At 60.4% G+C, this 17,262-nt stretch carries 18 protein-coding genes and 1 pseudogene; 5 read left to right on the top strand and 14 right to left on the bottom strand.

What is annotated here, in order from left to right; translation table 11 throughout:
* Positions 1–12: 12 nt before the first annotated feature.
* From ACPV0M_RS09325 to ACPV0M_RS09365, 9 genes and pseudogenes are all read right to left on the bottom strand, one after another.
* Complete coding sequence (locus ACPV0M_RS09325; protein ID WP_425620377.1) at positions 13–3,099, bottom strand: type I restriction endonuclease subunit R; 3,087 nt, start codon at positions 3,097–3,099, stop codon at positions 13–15.
* The gene (locus ACPV0M_RS09330; protein WP_425620378.1) at positions 3,096–4,556 is read right to left on the bottom strand and encodes a restriction endonuclease subunit S; all 1,461 of its coding nucleotides are present in this window, start codon (positions 4,554–4,556) and stop codon (positions 3,096–3,098) included. The genes ACPV0M_RS09325 and ACPV0M_RS09330 overlap by 4 nt, the downstream gene beginning before the upstream one ends.
* Entirely contained in the window at positions 4,553–5,359 is an 807-nt protein-coding gene (locus ACPV0M_RS09335; protein WP_425620379.1) for a TIGR02391 family protein, read from the bottom strand. The genes ACPV0M_RS09330 and ACPV0M_RS09335 overlap by 4 nt, the downstream gene beginning before the upstream one ends.
* Positions 5,356–7,383: a type I restriction-modification system subunit M gene (locus ACPV0M_RS09340; protein WP_425620380.1), complete on the bottom strand. Its 2,028-nt coding sequence runs from the start codon at positions 7,381–7,383 to the stop codon at positions 5,356–5,358. Before ACPV0M_RS09340 ends, ACPV0M_RS09335 begins: the two co-directional genes overlap by 4 nt.
* On the bottom strand, positions 7,365–7,487 hold the full coding sequence (locus ACPV0M_RS09345; protein WP_425620381.1) for a hypothetical protein: 123 nt from the start codon (positions 7,485–7,487) through the stop codon (positions 7,365–7,367). The genes ACPV0M_RS09340 and ACPV0M_RS09345 overlap by 19 nt, the downstream gene beginning before the upstream one ends.
* 47 nt (positions 7,488–7,534) lie before the next feature.
* Positions 7,535–7,938: pseudogene (locus ACPV0M_RS09350) on the bottom strand (type I restriction-modification system subunit M N-terminal domain-containing protein); the annotation flags it as partial.
* Positions 7,939–8,779: 841 nt separating this feature from the next.
* Positions 8,780–9,640: a 4Fe-4S binding protein gene (locus ACPV0M_RS09355; protein ID WP_425620382.1), complete on the bottom strand. Its 861-nt coding sequence runs from the start codon at positions 9,638–9,640 to the stop codon at positions 8,780–8,782.
* Between the two features lie 5 nt (positions 9,641–9,645).
* Positions 9,646–9,825 (bottom strand): hypothetical protein, encoded by a 180-nt coding sequence (locus ACPV0M_RS09360; protein ID WP_425620383.1) that lies wholly within the window; start codon positions 9,823–9,825, stop codon positions 9,646–9,648.
* Positions 9,818–9,976 carry a hypothetical protein gene (locus tag ACPV0M_RS09365; protein ID WP_425620384.1) on the bottom strand — a complete coding sequence of 53 codons (159 nt, stop codon included), beginning with the start codon at positions 9,974–9,976 and terminating at the stop codon, positions 9,818–9,820. The genes ACPV0M_RS09360 and ACPV0M_RS09365 overlap by 8 nt, the downstream gene beginning before the upstream one ends.
* Before the next feature lie 3 nt (positions 9,977–9,979).
* Between ACPV0M_RS09365 and ACPV0M_RS09370 the strand changes: the two genes are divergently transcribed.
* Genes ACPV0M_RS09370 through ACPV0M_RS09380 form a run of 3 tightly spaced genes read left to right on the top strand, consistent with a single transcriptional unit; the run spans position 9,980 to position 11,311 of the window.
* On the top strand, positions 9,980–10,276 hold the full coding sequence (locus ACPV0M_RS09370) for a hypothetical protein (protein WP_425620385.1): 297 nt from the start codon (positions 9,980–9,982) through the stop codon (positions 10,274–10,276).
* 50 nt (positions 10,277–10,326) lie between these two features.
* Positions 10,327–10,539, top strand: coding sequence for a DUF6485 family protein (locus tag ACPV0M_RS09375; protein WP_425620386.1), 213 nt, complete (start codon positions 10,327–10,329; stop codon positions 10,537–10,539).
* Between the two features lie 25 nt (positions 10,540–10,564).
* Positions 10,565–11,311 (top strand): hypothetical protein, encoded by a 747-nt coding sequence (locus ACPV0M_RS09380; protein WP_425620387.1) that lies wholly within the window; start codon positions 10,565–10,567, stop codon positions 11,309–11,311.
* Positions 11,312–11,479: 168 nt separating this feature from the next.
* Here ACPV0M_RS09380 and ACPV0M_RS09385 read toward each other — a convergent pair whose 3' ends face one another.
* The gene (locus ACPV0M_RS09385; RefSeq protein WP_425620388.1) at positions 11,480–12,022 is read right to left on the bottom strand and encodes a PH domain-containing protein; all 543 of its coding nucleotides are present in this window, start codon (positions 12,020–12,022) and stop codon (positions 11,480–11,482) included.
* 235 nt (positions 12,023–12,257) lie between these two features.
* On the opposite strand from ACPV0M_RS09385, the gene ACPV0M_RS09390 reads away from it, so the two are divergent.
* The gene (locus ACPV0M_RS09390; RefSeq protein ID WP_425620389.1) at positions 12,258–12,389 is read left to right on the top strand and encodes a hypothetical protein; all 132 of its coding nucleotides are present in this window, start codon (positions 12,258–12,260) and stop codon (positions 12,387–12,389) included.
* Between the two features lie 20 nt (positions 12,390–12,409).
* On the opposite strand, the gene ACPV0M_RS09395 is transcribed toward ACPV0M_RS09390, so the two are convergent.
* The 4 genes from ACPV0M_RS09395 to ACPV0M_RS09410 all read right to left on the bottom strand — a co-directional run bounded on the left by ACPV0M_RS09395 (position 12,410) and on the right by ACPV0M_RS09410 (position 14,591).
* Positions 12,410–13,354 carry a diguanylate cyclase gene (locus ACPV0M_RS09395; protein WP_425620390.1) on the bottom strand — a complete coding sequence of 315 codons (945 nt, stop codon included), beginning with the start codon at positions 13,352–13,354 and terminating at the stop codon, positions 12,410–12,412.
* A gap of 61 nt (positions 13,355–13,415) precedes the next feature.
* Positions 13,416–13,886 carry an ATP-binding protein gene (locus ACPV0M_RS09400; protein ID WP_425620391.1) on the bottom strand — a complete coding sequence of 157 codons (471 nt, stop codon included), beginning with the start codon at positions 13,884–13,886 and terminating at the stop codon, positions 13,416–13,418.
* A 25-nt stretch (positions 13,887–13,911) separates the two neighbouring features.
* The gene (locus ACPV0M_RS09405) at positions 13,912–14,457 is read right to left on the bottom strand and encodes a DUF6036 family nucleotidyltransferase (protein ID WP_425620392.1); all 546 of its coding nucleotides are present in this window, start codon (positions 14,455–14,457) and stop codon (positions 13,912–13,914) included.
* Entirely contained in the window at positions 14,442–14,591 is a 150-nt protein-coding gene (locus ACPV0M_RS09410) for a hypothetical protein (protein ID WP_425620393.1), read from the bottom strand. Before ACPV0M_RS09410 ends, ACPV0M_RS09405 begins: the two co-directional genes overlap by 16 nt.
* Positions 14,592–14,849: 258 nt before the next feature.
* Here ACPV0M_RS09410 and ACPV0M_RS09415 point away from each other — a divergent pair, with 258 nt between their 5' ends.
* Entirely contained in the window at positions 14,850–17,111 is a 2,262-nt protein-coding gene (locus ACPV0M_RS09415; protein WP_425620394.1) for a YcdB/YcdC domain-containing protein, read from the top strand.
* Positions 17,112–17,262 lie beyond the last annotated feature (151 nt).

Here is a 17,262-nt window from a genome sequence, read left to right on the forward strand (position 1 = left end):
AAGTCGTACTGGCTACCTCGCGCTGCCAGGTTCGCTGTAGGTCAGTGCGAATACCGTATCGGTCAGCCAGCGACGGAACGACGCATTGTCGCTGAACTGCTTGAACAGCTCGGTGTCATCCCGAAGTAGCGCGGTCATCACCCGAACGAGGGCCTTGTCGTGCTCGATACGCGCGTTCTGTTTGTCGGAATACTTGCGTGCGTTCTGGTAGGCGGTGTCGGCCGCTACGCGCGCAGGAATCTCCTCGGTGATCAGCTTGCGCACCCGATCGGCGTCGGTCCAGGGAATGTTGCCGAACTGATCGTTAAAAGCCTTGATGATGTTCGAGAGACGGTCGAGCTCCGGTTCGGGCTTGTGTCCACCGCCCACGGTGGGCACCGGTTCGATCTCGGCATCCGCATCGGGAAGCGCGATCCTCATGGTCGCCTGCTTCTCGACCCGGTAGCTGTCCATGTCGATCGCCTCGAGGATACCCTTGGAGAGGTCTTCTTCCTTGGGCGCCGGCAGCTTGGGTACCAGGAAGTCGAGGAAGATCGACAGCTTCTCCCACTCGGCATGGGTGTAGGGGAGAATCGAAGCCAGAAAGTTATAGGTTCGAAGAAACGCCTTGGCTTTGCCCTTGAAGTCGACCTGACCGTCTTCGTCGAGATGCTTCATGTAGGTGGCGACGCAGACGTCGAGGATCGGGTCGAGCTGGTCGCGGTCGGCGCCGCTCAGGTAGAGCCGCACCAGTTCATCAACTTGCTCAGGCGTGTACACCTGGTAGCCGTCAAGGTCGGCCTTGAGGTCGTGCAGCTTGTTCGGGTCGGTCTCGTCGGCGAGGATGGTCGTCCGGTAGTAGGGCTCGAAGGCCTTCCGGATCGCCTCCGGGTCGTTGACGAAATCGAGGACGAAGGTGTCGTGCTTCTGGGGGTGGGCGCGATTGAGGCGCGAAAGTGTCTGCACCGCCTTGACCCCGGAGAGCACCTTGTCCACGTACATCGTGTGCAGGAGCGGCTCGTCGTAGCCGGTCTGGAACTTGTCGGCGCAGATCAAAAACCGGTAGGGGTCTTCCCGGATCCGGTCGGGTATCTGGGCCGAGGGAAAGCCGTTGAGGCTGGCCTCGGTGACCTTGTGCCCGCCATACTCGTGCTCACCCGAGAAGGCCACAATCGCCCGATAGGGGCTCTTGCGCTCGGCAAGGTACGCCTTGAAGGCATGGAAGTACTGAATGGCGCGCTCGATGCTGCCGGTCACCACCATGGCCCGCGCCTGGCCGCCGATCTTGCCTTTGGCGATCACCTGCTCATGAAAGTGGTCCACCATGATCTCGGCCTTGAGCCGGATGGCGTGCTCGTGCCCCTCGACGAAGCGGCGCAACTTCTTCTGCGCCTTTTTGACGTCGAATTCCGGGTCGTCCTCGATGGTCTTGATGAGCCTGTAGTAGCTCTTCACCGGCGTGTAGTTGGCCAGCACATCCAGGATGAACCCTTCCTGGATGGCCTGTTTCATGGTGTAACTGTGGAACGGGCGATGCTTCACCGTGCCGTCGGGCTGCGGATCGGGTGTGCCGAAAATTTCCAGCGTTTTGTTTTTGGGCGTGGCGGTGAAGGCGAAGTAGCTGGCGTTCGGCAGCAGCTTCCGGGCCTCCATGAGCCGGTTGATCTGGTCTTCGAAGGTCTCGTCTTCGTCCTCAGCACCGGCCTCCGACAAGGCCATGCTCATCTTGGCCGAGGTGCGGCCACCCTGACTCGAATGCGCCTCGTCGATGATGATGGCAAAACGGCGCCCGCGGTGCTCGCTGCCGATTTCGTCGAGGATAAAGGGAAAGGTCTGCAGGGTCGAGATAATGATCTTTTTCCCCGAAGCTAAGAAGTTGGCAAGCTGCTTAGTCTTGCTGCTACCTTCACCGGTGACGGCCCCGATTGTCGAAGAAATCTGAGCGAACTGCTTGACCGTGTCCCGGATCTGCTGGTCCAGGATGCGTCGGTCGGTCACCACGATAATGGAATCGAAAACGAAGTGTGAAGTGTGAGGGGTGATGGGTGAATGCTCGGTTTTTTTCACACTTCCCACTTCACCCTTCACACTTCTTACGAACTGGTGGGCCAGCCAGGCGATGGAGTTGGACTTGCCGCTGCCGGCGGAATGCTGGATCAAATAGCACCGGCCCACGCCGTGCGCCGCCGCGTCCGCCAAAAGTTTTCGCACCACGTCGAGCTGGTGATAGCGGGGGAAGATCTGCCGTCGCCGTTTCTTGCCGGTCTTGAGGTCTTTCTCCTCAAGGAGTTGAGCGTAGTTTTCGAGGATGTCGGTCAGGCTCTCACGGGTGAGTATCTCCCGCCACAGGTAACCGGTCTTGAGCCCCTGCGGATTGGGAGGATTGCCCGCGCCGTCGTTCCATCCCTTGTTGAAAGGCAGAAACCACGATGCCTTGCCCGCAAGGTGCGTGCAGAACCACACCTCGTTGTCGTCAACCGCGAAGTGCGCCACGCAGCGGCCCAGCTCGAAGAGCTTTTCGCGCGGGTTGCGGTCGCGCCTGTACTGCTCGATGGCGTCATGCACCGTCTGTTTGGTCAGCCGGTTTTTGAGCTCGAAGGTGAAGACCGGCAGGCCGTTAATGAAGAGCACCAGGTCCAGCGCCCGCTGCGTCTCGTCGCGGCTGTAGCGGAGCTGGCGCGTGACGATGAAGCGGTTCTGGTCATAGAGCGCCCGCGCTTGCTCGTTTCCGGGGGAAGGCGTGCCGTAGAAAAGCTCGATGCGGTGCGGCCCGTGCTGAATCCCGTTGCGTAATACGTCCACCACCCCGCGCTTGCTCACCTCGCCCTGAAGACGCGCCAGAAACTTGCGCCGGGTGGGGCTGTCGTTGTCGAGATCGAGCGCCTCGGCCACCTTGGGCTGCGTGGCGCGCAGAAACGCCGCAAGCTGAGCTAAATCGACGCAATACTCCCGGTCGTAATCGGCCGGGTCGCCGGGGAGCCAACCCACACCGCCGTAGGGTGCCGGCGCCTCGGCAACGAACGCTGGAGTACCGGCAGGTCGGGGTACGCAGTCGCTGCCAGTCAGCGCCCGGCAGATCAGAGTTTCGAGCCCGGCTTCGCTGATGTCGGTGGGTTTCATGGTTCAACTTCCTCCTCAGAGAGAGCTTCTGCGGCGGCATCATCATCTGTCGCCTCACCTTCGGCTGTCTCGTCCGTGTCCATCAACTCAGCCTCCTCCTCAGGCGGCTCCTCCGGCAGCCGCGCCGCCACCTCGCGCACGTCCAGTTTGCCGGTGACCACATCGGCGATGAGGCGGGTGCGGTATTCGCGCAGAAGTTCGATTTCGCTGCGGGCAGCGGCGATCGCGGCGCCGATCTTGGCCGTCTGGGCGTCAAGGTACTCCACGATGGCGGTTTGTTCGGGGAGGGGGGGAATAGGGACATAGAATGACCCAAGTCGCCCCTCGGCAATTGCCGGGTAAGCCGTGCCAACCGATTCGGCAGTTACACGATCGGTGAAAGTATTACTCTGCACCAAGTAGCTCACGTATTTCGGCTGTGTGCTGGGTCCTGGCGTCAAAACAGCAAAGCCGGTCGAGCACACTAGAGCCTCTGCGTCTCCGTCCACATAATAGACCGCCTTCAAGTAAGTTCGCACGGTTGAGATAATGGTATCTCCCATATGGAGAACTCGTCTGGCGCGGGAGGGGGCGTTACCAAATCGCAGTTGTTGTGGCTCTCTGGTTAGAAAACCTGTGCCCACTGTACCTATATCAATGTATCGGAATTCATAGTCCGCAGGAGTAGTGTCTGGCAGGACACTCGCATTTATCCGTACCCAGCGTTTGAGCGGTTTGAGTTCCCAATGCTCCGGCATCTGGCCCAGCCACTCCACGCCGGAGTCCTTGTACGACGGGTAGGACTGGCCCGTGCGGACATCGATTCTCCCGGTGACGGCCTGGTGGATGAGGGCCTGCTTGTACTCCTCCAGCAGTTTGATCAGTTTCTGCTTGGCGCGGATGTAGCGCCGAATCCGCCGGTCCATGTAATCGAGGAAGCGGACGATGGCGGTTTGTTCCCACAGGGTCGGCACCGGTACATGGAATGAGCCAAGTCGGCTCTCGGCGATTGCCGGATAAGCGGTACCAACGGATTCTGCGCTGATGCAGTCGGTAAAGGGACTACTCTGCGCTAGGTAGCTCACGTACCGCGGCTGTGTTCCGGGGCCGGGGGTCAGGACAGCAAAGCCAGTTGAGCACACCAATGCGTCTACGTCTCTATCGACATGGTAGACCGCCTTCAGATAAGTTCGCACGGTGGAGACAATGGTGTCCCCCCTGCGGAGAACCCGTCTGGCACGGGAAGGCGCGTCGCCAAATCGCATCTGTTGTGGTTCTCGGATTAGAAAACCAGTGCCCACTGTGCCGATATCGATGTATCGGAATTGGTAGTCGGCAGCGGTAGTATCCGGTAGGACTGCCGCATTTATGCTCACCCAGCGTTTGAGTGGCTTGACCTCCCAATGCCTTGGCACCTCGCCCAGCCACGGCACACCGGAGTCTTTGTAGGCGGGGTAGGGGGTCAGGGTGCGTATCATGGCTGACCTCCTTCACGAACTAGCACGGCATCATCCAGCTTGCGATGCAACAAAGAGAGGAGTGTAAGGTAGTCTACAGCGTCGTCTTCTCCTTTCCACAGAATCTTTGGCTCGTGAGCACGTGGGTTCCGGATTGCGCCAAAGCAACCTTTCAACAGTAACGCGAAGCCTTTGTGCTCCGACTTCTCGCTTTCTGTTCGGAGCGAATTCAGAGCGAGAAGGGGTCGGTCAATAGCGAAAACATGGTCAATAAGTGCTGCACCGTCCAACTGAACGCCCGTCATGTCCCGGATACGTTGGGCAAGACCTTTCGTTGCTTCGAACACGGCGTGGAAGTAGTTGTCCTGCATCAGTTCAGCTCGGCAATACTTTAACACCTCTGGGTGGACACTACGGCCTTTTAACTTCGCTCGGATGGTCTGTACACGTTTCTCTGCCTCTTCCAGTGTCGTCACTGCGTTTACTTGTCGGAACTGCCCATCGGGCCCGAACTCTAACCCGGAGAAAAGCAAGATCTGGTTGAGGTGTTGTCGGTAGTTTTCAAACTCCTCAGACCGATCAATGAATCGCGCCGGGGCGAGGAATGCGCGTGTGAAATCAAGCACGTGATTGGCACACTTGTACTCATTCTGGTAATGTTGAAATACCCAGTAAAGGCGTCGCCACTTCGTGGATTCGCGAGAACGGTCAACCAGTCCCCGTTCCTGAAGAACTCGGGAAATCTCACTTCCTGTGCCGCATTCACCGAGCAAGCGCGCAAGTTTTTCAATCTGAGCATTGGTAAATGGTCGGACCGTGGTCATCTTGTTGATCCTCCGAAAAGTTCATTCAACAACACCTCCGCATGCTTTTGCACCGCCAGAATACCGGCGCGGATTTCGTCTAATGAGCGCAGGGCCTTTGGCTTGTAGAAGTAGCGATTGAAGTTAATCTCGTAGCCAATCTTGACGCTTGCCGGGTCATACCAGGCGTCCGGCGCGTAGGGCAGGACTTCGCGGCGCAAGAAAGTCTCGATGGCCGTGCGCTGGTCTTCCAGGCTCGGCAGGTAGTCAGGCTGATGGCATGCCGGGCACTCGAGAAAGGGGATCTGCTCGCTGTCGCGCAGTTCGGTGTCCGGCTCGTATTCCACCACACGCGGCTTGCCACTGATGACAACCTCCAACAGCCCGCGCAACGGATCAGGCGCCGTGCCGGGTTTGTGAATTTTCTTGATGACCGGCGGTGCATCGTCGGCGCGCTCCGCCGTCTCCCTCAATGTCTTGATCTCCTTGGGGGTGTAGGCGCGCTCGGGGTCGATACCTTTCAAGCGCAGGGGGCGCTCCACCGTCACCTTCCAGTAGCCAAAGGCCGCGTTGGGGAAGATCTTGGACTGCTCGGTCTCCTCGAATTTGAGGAAGGTGTCGAGGATGCGGCGGATGTCCTCATCGGACAGCTCGCAGTTCTTCTTGCCCAGGTTCTTGCGCAGGGGCTTGTACCACTGCGTGGCATCGATGAGCTGCACGCGGCCTTTGCGGTGCTCGGGCTTCCTGTTCGTGAGCACCCAGACGTAGGTGGCGATGCCGGTGTTGTAGAACATGTTGAGCGGCAGGGCGACGATCGCCTCGAGCCAATCGTTTTCGATGATCCAGCGGCGAATGTTGCTCTCGCCCTGGCCGGCGTCCCCTGTGAACAACGACGAGCCGTTGTGCACCTCGGCGATGCGACTGCCGAGCGGGGTGTCGTGCTTCATTTTGGAGAGCATGTTCACCAAAAACATCATCTGGCCGTCGCTTGAGCGGGTGATCAGCGACAGCTCCTCGCCCCGGTGCTGCACGACAAAGCGCGGGTCCTTGATGCCAGCCTTGCCGCCCATGCGTTCCAGGTCGCTCTTCCAACTCTTCCCGTAGGGCGGATTGGAGAGCATGAAGTCGAAGGTGCGGCCGGGGAAGGCGTCGTTGGATAGGGTCGAATGCTCCGGCCCGCCGACGATGTTGTCGGCGGCATCGCCCTCGCCCTTGAGCAAAAGGTCGGCTTTGCAAATGGCGTAGGTCTCGGCGTTGATCTCCTGGCCGAAAAGATGCACCGAGACCTGTTTGCCACGTTCTTTCGCCAGCTGCAACAGGGTTTCCTCGGCCACCGTGAGCATCCCGCCCGTGCCGCAGGCGCCGTCGTAGAGAAGGTAGGTGCCGGATTCGATCCGGTCGGCGATCGGCTCGAAGATCAGGCGGGCCATCAGCCTCACGGCGTCGCGCGGGGTCCAGTGCTCGCCGGCTTCTTCGTTGTTTTCCTCGTTGAAGCGGCGCACCAGCTCCTCGAAGATGGTGCCCATGGCGTGATTGTCGAGGCCGGGCAGCCGGACGGTGCCGTCGCTGCCCAGCACAGGGTAAGGACTCAGGTTGATGGACGGGTCGAGGAACTTCTCGATCAGCGTGCCCAGGGCGTCGGCCTTGGAAAGGCGCGGGATCTGGTGGCGGAACTCGAAGTTGTCGATGATCTCCTGCACGTTGGGCGAGAAGCCATCGAGGTAGGCACGAAAATCCGCCTCCAGTTGCTGGCGGCTGGCACGCGCCTTGAGGTCGCGTAGCGTGAAGGGGGAGGTGTTGTAGAAGGCTTGACCAGCAGCCTGTCGCAGAGCAGCGTCTTGGTGTACGATCCCTGCTTTGTCGAGCGAAGTTTTCCTCTCGAGCACGGCCTGCTTGGTGGGCTCCAATACCGCATCCAGCCGGCGTATCACGGTCATCGGGAGAATGACGTCACGGTACTTGCCGCGCACGTAGAGGTCGCGCAACACGTCGTCGGCGATGCCCCAAATGAAGTTGGTGATCCAGGTCAGTTGGCCGTTTTCCATGTTAAACTTTCCTCCAAAAAGGTCGCATACTTTACTAGTGGCGGCGGCACGCCGTATTTCCAGCGCTTATCCTCCCGTAGTCGCTCACCGCCCCACTCCTTCATGTTAAAGGGCCGATTGGCCAGGATGAAATCGCCTTGAGATCAGGCAATGGGTTCTCTTTCTCGATGGCGGCCATCGCCTCGTCAATCAGCCGGCCGAGATGCGGCTGGTGCGCATTCGCCAAAAGATAAAACCAGCGGGCCTGGGGCGGGATCCAGAAGATGTTGGCGGCGAGGTACTCATCCTTATCTTCAGCCACCGAAGCGATGTACTCCGCCGGCGCTTCTTTTACATAGTATTCCGTGTTGGCGGGATCGGTTACGGCCCGCAGCAGGAACTTATGCCTTTTTCAAAAGCGTCCGAGAGGTATTTCAGAAAGAGCAGCCCGAGGACGATGTGCTTGTATTCGGCTGCCTCCACCGTGCCCCGCAACCGGTTGGCCGCCGACCAGAGCCGGTCGGCAAATTCGAGGCCGCCGTTGCCATTTTTCGCCGCGCTTTTCTTTTTCGCCATAATCCTCTCCCGCCAGATAAACCGGGATTCTACCGAACAGCCGGTTTTTAGAGGTTCAAACCGTAAAGGCGCGTACTGCCGTAACTGCCTTTTTTTGTTTTATTCTCCAATCGCCGCCATTTTCCCTGCCGAAGCCCTTACAGCGTCAACCGTCTCGCCTCATCCGGCATCCAGGTCGATCCAGATGTTCGTGTCAGTCACGTGGGTCCGCCGGAAATCCGCCATGCCGCCCGGCCACCTCCCGCCAAAATTCGGCCAGGGATTTGGCGAGCAGTTCGGCGGCGCCGCTCCCCCAATTCGCGGCGCGCCGCCGGTGCGGGGACTAAAAAAGCACCGGCAAACCGGCTCAAGGGATACTGCCAGACCTCTTCTACCAGCCCGGCACGGATGGGATTAAGCTCCGCCATCAGATGCAGGTATGCTCTGTATCCTCTTCGCAAAAGAATGTTTGCTGCCGCCGGTTGCCCCGCTGCGTAACGTGGTGGGGCATGCTGGGAACCATTACTCGCTCTGCCCTGGCCATGCGTTTGTCATCATACTACGAGCACAGGTCTCAAAGGAGTAATTCAGTATGGTGTCCCCCGAATTAAGAGCTGCCTCACTTCCGGCGGGGCAACCAGTTTATTCATTAACGTTTAGCGTAGTAATGCGTTACCTTTCTTGCCAAATGCTTATTAGTTGAAGGGGATTTCGATGTCACCGGGCGATTTCCTGCAGGATATTGTCGTTTTCCGCTGATTTACGCTGATATCGGAGAAATTCGAGATAATTCGGGGATATTCGACAAATCGATCACCACGCGGGCTGGCTGGTTGGGATGCAAACTATGTTCGGTCGCGGCTCAGGCAATGGCCCCGGCGGGGCAGACCAGCCGGCATTCCATGCACAGAATACACTCGGTGTCCCGGACTTTCTTTCCCTGGCTGATGAAAGACATCACGTCAATATCCATCGGGCAGACACGATTACATTGACCGCACTTTACACAGTCCGCCTCCGGTTTTCCGGACGGCGCAATAGTGATCAGCGCCACCGTGGCCGGCGGTTTCATTACCACGGGTACCGGGCAGACAAGCTTGCAGAAAGCCCGCCGGTCTTTATAGATAAAGGCCATAGGCACGGCGATCAGATAGTAAAGGGCATTGCCGGCAAACATCCACAGCATTTCGGTCTTGTGCAGGTAGTCATTGCGCACGTCATAGTTTAAAAACCACACCAGAACCACCGGCAACGAAACTGACAGGGCGAAGGTCAGGTACCTTATTCTTTTGAGCTCCGGTGGAATCCGGCCCGTCTTTTTGAGCGGCAGCCAGTCCAGAACCGCCGCCGTCCAGCAGGCCCAACCGCAGAATCCCCGCCCCCAGATCAACGGCCCGAACACCTTGGCGACCATGTAATGGATGACTCCCTTGGAAAAGTAGCCGGCCAGTAACAGCAAGACCACGCCTTCCAATTGAAAGTTCTCGTTATTGGCAATGGGGACGAATAGTAAGAGCGCCGGCAGGATCATCAGAATGGCGACCCGCCTTCCCGCGGATCTTTTCTTGCGCGGTAATTTCGCCATTAAATACGTTCCCAGAGAGATAGAAAACCCGATCCAGGGGAAGACTATCCAAAAACCCCACCAGCCGACCGTAAAATACAGGATGGCCGCCACGGCCAATCCGATGACAAACGGTAGGGCCAAAGACAACCAGAACACCGCACCTACCCCTCCTTACCGTTTTTGGAGCTGTGCTGTAGTCCAAACGGCAGGGCAACAGACAACCAGAACACCGCACCAGCATCCTGCTCCGTCCAGAGGCCGGGGCCCGAGAGCGCCCGGTACAGGATCCAGGGGACAAAGCCGATGAAAATCGAGACCATGCCGGGAATTTTCTTACCCATGGGCCTTGTCCTCCTGCGTGATCGCGGCCAGCGCGGCGTCGCACCAATCGACGGCCATCCGGGCAAAGCGGCGGCCGAATTCCAGGGTAAGGGACCAGTAGCGGGCGTCCTCGCGGGCTCCGGTAAGGGTCGCGTAGTGATGGATCAGCACTCTTTGTCCACGGCGGTAAAGACGCTCCGGAGCCCGGCAAAGGAGTGCCGTCCGGCCCTGCCCGGGCAAGGACATTCATCTGCGGTACGCCGCACCACTCCGGGATGCAATGATGGGCACAAGAAAAGACGCATACAATTCACCTACCGGTCATTTCTCCTGGGGTTGCGGCATTTCCCCGGCCTGCAGGGCTGCGGAGCCAGAGACGAGGCGCATTATGTCGTGCTGAAAGAAGAACTGGACGCTCTGCCGCAACTGCCGACCACCGACAGGGTCTTTTGTTTTCGGTGCAGGGTTTGAGAAACGGGGCGCGAAAACTGATACAAAAATTTAAGTAAGGAGTGTCCCCAGTGGAGTGCCGGAAGGACAGAAACCTTGCCCGCTGCACTTGCACCTACGAACCGTGCGACAAGAAAGGCCTCTGCTGCGAGTGTGTGGCCTACCACAGAGGCCGCGGCGAGCTCCCTGGTTGCTTCTTCCCGCCGGAAGCCGAGCGCACCTACGACCGCTCGGTCAGCGCCTTCATCCGCGCCCGGCAGCTGGGTGCCTCGCGCCCCGCTTAGGTTGTCGGCCCAGGGAAAGCCGGCAATGGCGGGAACGTTCGTCAGGCTTGTTCTCCTCGCCGCAGCAGCCTCGGTCAGCGCCGGCTACGCGGTCTGTTTTCTCTTGCGCAAACTTGGGCCGCAGGCCGCACGGGTAGAAGAAAGGTGGTTCTGGGTAGTGCTCCTCGGGGTCGGCGCGCTGGGTGCCTCTCTTTTCACGGAGCATGTGCTCAAGATCTCCAGTGCCACCGTAAACCGGCTCGCGGCGCGCGCCGTGCTCGCGGCGGCCGCAGCGTGGTTGCCTTACGCCCTGCCGGTGTCCGTGTGCACCCTTCAGGCCTCTGAGGACCCCGAGGTGGCGTTTCTTCTCGCCCCTCTGGCCGCGCTTGGAGGGACCGGGTTGATCGTCTATCAGGCAACCAACGAAGTTTTTCCCGAACACCCAAAACAGCCGCTATCCCAGCTACCGCCAGAGGAGCGGCTTAAGAAAATCCTCTGGATTGTCGTCACTGCGGATGTCTACTGGTTGCTTTCCCGTGTGCTATTTCTCTTGCTCCTGGCGGCCGCCTTCTTTCTCGCAGCGGTTGTCCTGTCTTTGGCGGAAGCCTTGTGGCCCGGCCTCCTTTCCGATGACGACGCTCTCCTGGTGATAACATTTTCAGCCGGTTTGCTTTTAGGTGGGGGAGTGCTCGGTTACTCCGTACGGCGCCTCCGGAAGCGCGTTGCGACTCGATGCTCACGATCCCACTCTGCAGGCACCGGCGGGTCGAGCGGGGCCAGCATGACGAAATAGATATTGCGACCGCTCGACCGGGGATACGGCCCGGAGCCGAAAAAAATCAGGGTAGCAGGCCCAGGCCTCAACCGTATATTCGAAGAGAACACCCGGCCAACCCTCTTCACACCATACAAGCCCGTCGAAAGGAAGCGCAGGGCGTGAACCTCCTTAGCTCCGTGCATCCTAATCCCGCCCCGCAAACCGGAACTCTACCCTCCGGCAACCGGGGCAAACCCAGACTTCGAGGGGAAGAACATCCTCTCCCGGTTCCGTCCACTCGTCGAACACAAGCTTGACCAAGCCGGTTGCGCCGCCGATGCGGAACTTCTCCACGCCCAGGCGCTCGAGTTCCGCGGAGCAGCGCAGGCACACAAGGCGCTCCGGGTTTTCTTCCTGACGAGCCATGGTCGGGGAAGTATCCTGACTGCAGTTCCTCGATGACTTGCGCCGCGTCAGGAAGTACAGGATGGCCAGAGCCAAACCGACCGTCAGGGCCAACAACAGGACGAAATGGAATATCTGCGCAAGAAGCGTCGCGTTGAGATTGGCCACCGTCTTCACCTTGCCTCCACAAACAATCTTGTAACCGCAAAGCCGGGTCCGCAGCGCATCGCAAAACCTCTGCGGCTCCGCCGGGGAAAGAAAGTACGGCTCCCGCTCGGTCTCCAGCACCACCATCCCGTTCTTCCAGGACGTGGCGTAGACCCTGATCCACCCCGATGGCACCCGTCATTGTCGGAGATTGATGGCGTCGGATGCATCGGCAACCCGGCACTGAGGTAACCTGACTGCCCCCGACCCATTTTCCCCGTCCTACCAACGCGGCCCTGCCGCAGTTGCTCCTACAAATCTCGTCAATGGATGTCAAATGATCCTGGTGTTGACACGGTAGTCCAATCAGATCAGGATACGGAACCAGGAAGGCTTCGGCCGGGGTACGGCCCCCGGTACGGCGGCCTTGATGCGGTCGCCCCCAGTTGAAAAACCACAGATAGCGATCCAGATCCGCCTGCAGCCCAGCAAGGAAATCGTAACGCCGACGCCGCAGGGCGACCCGGAAGAACTCCTCGGTAGCATTCCCCGGTCAACGTAAGCACTCCTTGCCTTGAGATATCACAGGGATTGCCCGGCCTTCGGCAAAGGAAGCGCTCCGGCGGCAATCCGGTCCTTGCCCGCCACCTTCGCCGCGTAAAGGGCGCGGTCCGCGGCGGCGAGAATCTCGCTGACGCCGGCCGTCTCCCGGCCGCCCTCGACCACGCCGCCGCTGAAGGTGACGCGCAGTCTTTCGCCGCCTCCGGGCACGATCAAGGGGTGGGCCAGCCACGCCTCCCTGGCGCGCTCCGCCACGGCAAGCGCCACGGCCAGATCGGTCTTGGGCATCAGCACCGCAAACTCCTCGCCGCCGTAACGGGCCACGACGTCGGTCCGGCGGAAGCTGGCCCACAGCACCGCGCCGAACTCGCGCAGCACGTGGTCGCCGACCAGGTGGCCGTGGGTGTCGTTGACCCGTTTAAAGTCGTCCAGGTCGGCCAGCAGCAAGCTGAACGGCGTCCCTTCCCGCCGGTTGCGGAAGACCTCCTCCTCCAGCCTGGCCATGAAGTAACCGCGGGTATGGCATCCGGTCAGTGCGTCGTGAAAGGATTCGTAGCACAGGGCCTTGGCCCGCCTGATCCGGCTTTTGACCCGCAGGACGAACTCCTCCGGCTGGAAAGGCTTCACGACGTAGTCGTCGGCGCCGCAGTCATATCCTTCCCGCAGGTATTTCAGGTCGCCCAGCGCCGTCAGGATGATCACCGGCACCCATTTCAGGCGCTCTTCGGTCCTGATCTCGCGACAGAGGTCCAGACCGTTCGCATCGGGCAGCACCATGTTCAGGACCACCAGGTCGGGCTGCATCAGCTTCAGGGTCCTCCTGGCCGAAGCGCCGCTCCCGGCTTCCACCACCTCGATCCCCTCAGGGGTGCAGTGTTTCTTGATGACGTCCCGGACGACCGGGCTGTCGTCAACCACCAGGATTTTGTAAACCGCATCCGCCGGTGCGGCGCCTTCATTATTCATTGCAGCAGATTCTCCATTCATTGCAGCAGATTCTCCTTTGCCGTTAAGTCCTGACTTGTATTTAGGCGCTTGAACTGTACGATTCGGCATGATGATTCTCTTTCCTTCGTTTTCCTGCAACAAGGCACATAGCGGCCTGTCTTCCAGGCTTCGTTGTAAAGCGAAACCCGCGCGCCGTTCCTAAGATCCGGAAGTCTGTGTCACGGCGGCGGTCTTCACCGGCTGATGGTCTGCACGGACATAAGCTTCCCGGAAACTTCGAACCAAAGGTAAAACGCTCGGTGACATAGTCCTTGAACATCGGTTTCCTAAAACGATACCGGCCTCTTGTCCATTCTGCATAGGACTTATTCGAGGTCAGGATGATTGAGGCCCGGCCATAGCGCCGGGAAACGAGATGAAAGAAAACATTCGCCGCCATGCTATCCAGAGGTAGGTAACCCCGGTCTTTCTCACAGTATAGAAGTAAGGTTGAGCCTCTGTTCGCTCGAAGAAAAAGAGAACCCCGAGGTTCCCCGCCCCGAGGTCTCATTTCCGTTCCCGTTGCATCATAAGTCTTATGCGTCCGGACCCCCCGGCAATGTCGTTTTCGCGAGGAGCGCCCGTAGCCGCCTGTCGACCCTTATGCGCCGGGCCCTCTCCATCAAGGACGCGATGTCCAGGTTGGAGCCCTGCACTTTCATAATTGATTGGATGTCGTTAAGATCCAGGGGGCTGCCGGCCTTCAGTTTGAGTAGCACGAGGTCCTCCAGCGACACCACCCGCAGCTCCCGACCCTCGTAAGGGACGGTTATCGCATTCCGGACGGCGTCCAATTGGTATTCGTATTTGGCCTTGATCAATTGGATGGGGAGGTCTGAGGCGATGGTGATGAGGTCGCCACGTGGATCAAGGAGGTCGGCCCGGCTTAGGGAGACTTCGAAGCCCAGCCCTCTCAACTTCTTGGCGACGGCCGCCGCATCACCGTCGATGACGGCCAGGACGTCGACATCCCCTGTCTGGCGGGGGACCCCGTAGCAAGCGACGGCGTAGCTGCCGACGATACAGTAGGGGATTGCCAGGAAGTCCATGATCTCCGCACAGAGAATCAACGGGTCTTGCAAGTCGCCCTGACCCCTTCCTGGAGCTTCCTGGTCACCTCGCTCATTTTGACCAGCAACTTCATTTTCCGGGCCGCGGGCATCCTCGCATAGTGTAGGGCCACAAGTTCCCGCTTTCGCTCCCGGATATCGCTCATCTTGGATACCCCCTCTAACCGAGGCTGTTGAAAAACTCCGCCTGGCTTTGTCACGCTCGCCGCCCAGTGCTCACGTACCACCCAGTACGCTCTGCGCTGGTCGGCTTCGCCTTCCGCGCCATGCTCGTTTTTGAACAGCCCCCATTTTCTTCAACAGGCCCTAACCCCTATGGGTATTGTAATACCTCCCGGAAGTCCGGACAACAGTCGGCATCTTTTTGCGCTTGTCATTTTCCGGCGTCCGGCGGCGTTTAATCCATGCAGAAGAAAATCTTACAGGGAGGGATCGTCTTGTTTATGGGTTATCGTCGCCGGCTGGTTGCGGCCGTGACCGCCGCCAGCTTGCTCCTGCCCGGGGCGCTCCCGGCGCCGGCGCTCGCCGCGGGCCCGGCGCCGGCCGTGGCCGCGGCGGCCGCGGCGCAAAACAAGGTCACGCTGGAACAGGCCATCCGGATCGCCAAGAAGGCTTACCCCGGCGTCGGCAGGTTCGACGAGTTCAGCTCCGACTACAACGAATACGAAGGCCGCGGGGTATGGGAGCTGCGCTGGAGCAAGGAAGGAGGGGCGGGCGGATCGTGCAACATGACGATCAGCGCCGCCACCGGAGAGATCATTCACCTGGGCATATGGCAGAGCTCGCCGTCCGGGCGCTACAGCGGAATGCCCGCCTACACCAGGGCCCAGGCGCAGGCCGTCGCCGAGAAGGCGGCCCGGACGCTTCTGCCCGAGAAGTTCGCCCAGTGCAGGCTGGTGCCGGAAAGGCCCTTTGAGGAACCCATCATCTTCCCCCTGAAGGACCGTACCTACCCGGTGGTCTACACCTTTACCTTCGCGCGGACGGTAAAAGGCATCCCGGTTACCGGCGACGAAATCCGGGTGGGAGTCAACGCCGAGACCGGCGAGATGCAGAACTTCAACGTCAACTGGGAAGACAAGTTGGACGTGCCCGACCCCGCGGGCCGCGTTTCGGCCGACCGCGCGGCCGCGATCTTCACCGGCCAGGGCCTGGAGCTGGCCTACGCCTACTACGGCCCGCGCGACAGGGACACGGGAGAGCGTCCCAAGCTGGTCTACCAGGTGAAGGACGGGAACTTCATCCTGGACGCCCTGACCGGCAAGGTTCTGGACCCCAACGAGGGGCCGTACTATTTGGACATCGGCGGCTACGGCGGGGGAGGCGGGGAGCCGATGTACTCTCGCGTCAAGCAGGAGGAGCCCCTCTCGGAGGCCAAGCAGGCGGCGGTGGAGAAGCTCGGGCGGCTTCTGACCGCCGACCAGGCGCAGGCTAAGGCCGAGACGGCCTGCCCGCTGCCGGACGGAATGCAGTTGACGAGCAAGAACCTGATGGCCAACTGGGACGTGCCTGGAGCCAAGGTCTGGAACTTCAGCTACAGTAACAAGGAGAAGAAGCTTACCATCGAAATCCGGGTCGACGCCGCCACCGGCGAACTGCTGGGCTTTTCCACCTACGAGAACCTGGGCCCCGAGGACTACCTAAAGAAGCCCGAGGTGAAGGTCGGCGAAGACCAGGCGCGGAAGATCGCGGAGGACTACATTAAGCATCAGCAGCCGGAACGCGCCGGACAGGTCGTATTCCGCCGCTGCAACAAGGAGATCGGCCCGTGGGCCAAACGCGGCGACGAGAGCCCCCGCGCCTATTCGCTGGAGTACGCCCGTCTGGTGAACGGTGTCGTGTACCCCGCCAACGGCTTTAACGTGACCGTCAATGCCACCACCGGGGAGGTCACCGGCTACAGCATGCGGTGGTGGGACACCTCCTTCCCGGCGCCCGCCGGTCTCATCGACAAGGCCAAGGCGGCCTCCCTCTACCTGGAGAAGCACCCGCTGGCGCTCGAGTACGCGCGAGCCTTCGAGCGCTACCCCGACGGCCCCGACCGGCCCAAGTACTTCCTGGTCTACCACCTCTCCGGCTGGCCGATGGGAGTGCTGGACGCCAAGACCGGCCGGGAACTGGACAGTGAAGGGAAGCCGGTCGCCGGCCGCAAGGCCGAGTTTACGGACATCGCCGGCCACCCGGCCGCCAAGGACATCCAGCTCCTGGCGGACCAGGGCATTGTTTCGGCCGAGGACGGGCGGTTCCGGCCCAACGACCGGATCACGGGCGGCGAACTGCTGGCGTGGCTGGTGGCCTCCGCCGACCGGGACGGCTACCGGCCTCTAATCAAGGAAGACGACAAGCAGCTTATCGAACGGGCCCGCACCCTGGGGATTATCGCCGCCGGCGAGGATATCAAGGCGGCTTCCCCGGTGACCAGGCTGCAGGCGGCGCGCTGGCTGGTCAACAGCCAGGGCTTCGGGCCGCTGGCCCGCCACGGCGAGATCTTCAGCCTGGAGACCGCCGACGCGGCGGCCGTCTCCCAGGCCGACCGCGGCTGCGTCGCCGCCGCCCTGGCTATGGGTTACCTGACTCCGCAGGCCGGCGGCCGGTTCGGCCCCGAGGGTACGGTCACGAGGGGCGAGGCGGCATCTATGCTCGTCCGCGCTCTGACCGCCAAGTAGGTCGGCACCGGCGCGGCCAAACGGGCCCCGGGGTCTCCCGGGGCCTGTATTTTCTAGTACCCAAAAGGCAGAACGAACCTGCTCCCCGCCGGGGCGAAGCGGAAACGCTTACTTTCTCCGCCTCCCTTACCTTAACCCCGGGTCTATTCTC

This window comes from Desulfosceptrum tomskiensis, assembly GCF_049818055.1.
Lineage (GTDB): Bacteria > Bacillota > Desulfotomaculia > Desulfotomaculales > JASEER01 > JBFLVT01.

Excerpts from the sequence above, each read along its gene's own strand:
- ACPV0M_RS09325 (WP_425620377.1), bottom strand. The coding sequence starts at position 3,099 with ATGAAACCCACCGACATCAGCGAAGCCGGGCTCGAAACTCTGATCTGC.
- ACPV0M_RS09330 (WP_425620378.1), bottom strand. The coding sequence starts at position 4,556 with ATGATACGCACCCTGACCCCCTACCCCGCCTACAAAGACTCCGGTGTG.
- ACPV0M_RS09335 (WP_425620379.1), bottom strand. The coding sequence starts at position 5,359 with ATGACCACGGTCCGACCATTTACCAATGCTCAGATTGAAAAACTTGCG.
- ACPV0M_RS09340 (WP_425620380.1), bottom strand. The coding sequence starts at position 7,383 with ATGGAAAACGGCCAACTGACCTGGATCACCAACTTCATTTGGGGCATC.
- ACPV0M_RS09345 (WP_425620381.1), bottom strand. The coding sequence starts at position 7,487 with ATGAAGGAGTGGGGCGGTGAGCGACTACGGGAGGATAAGCGCTGGAAA.
- ACPV0M_RS09360 (WP_425620383.1), bottom strand. The coding sequence starts at position 9,825 with ATGGGTAAGAAAATTCCCGGCATGGTCTCGATTTTCATCGGCTTTGTC.
- ACPV0M_RS09380 (WP_425620387.1), top strand. The coding sequence starts at position 10,565 with ATGGCGGGAACGTTCGTCAGGCTTGTTCTCCTCGCCGCAGCAGCCTCG.
- ACPV0M_RS09390 (WP_425620389.1), top strand. The coding sequence starts at position 12,258 with ATGCGGTCGCCCCCAGTTGAAAAACCACAGATAGCGATCCAGATCCGC.
- ACPV0M_RS09395 (WP_425620390.1), bottom strand. The coding sequence starts at position 13,354 with ATGAATAATGAAGGCGCCGCACCGGCGGATGCGGTTTACAAAATCCTG.
- ACPV0M_RS09400 (WP_425620391.1), bottom strand. The coding sequence starts at position 13,886 with ATGAGACCTCGGGGCGGGGAACCTCGGGGTTCTCTTTTTCTTCGAGCG.
- ACPV0M_RS09410 (WP_425620393.1), bottom strand. The coding sequence starts at position 14,591 with ATGAGCGATATCCGGGAGCGAAAGCGGGAACTTGTGGCCCTACACTAT.
- ACPV0M_RS09415 (WP_425620394.1), top strand. The coding sequence starts at position 14,850 with ATGCAGAAGAAAATCTTACAGGGAGGGATCGTCTTGTTTATGGGTTAT.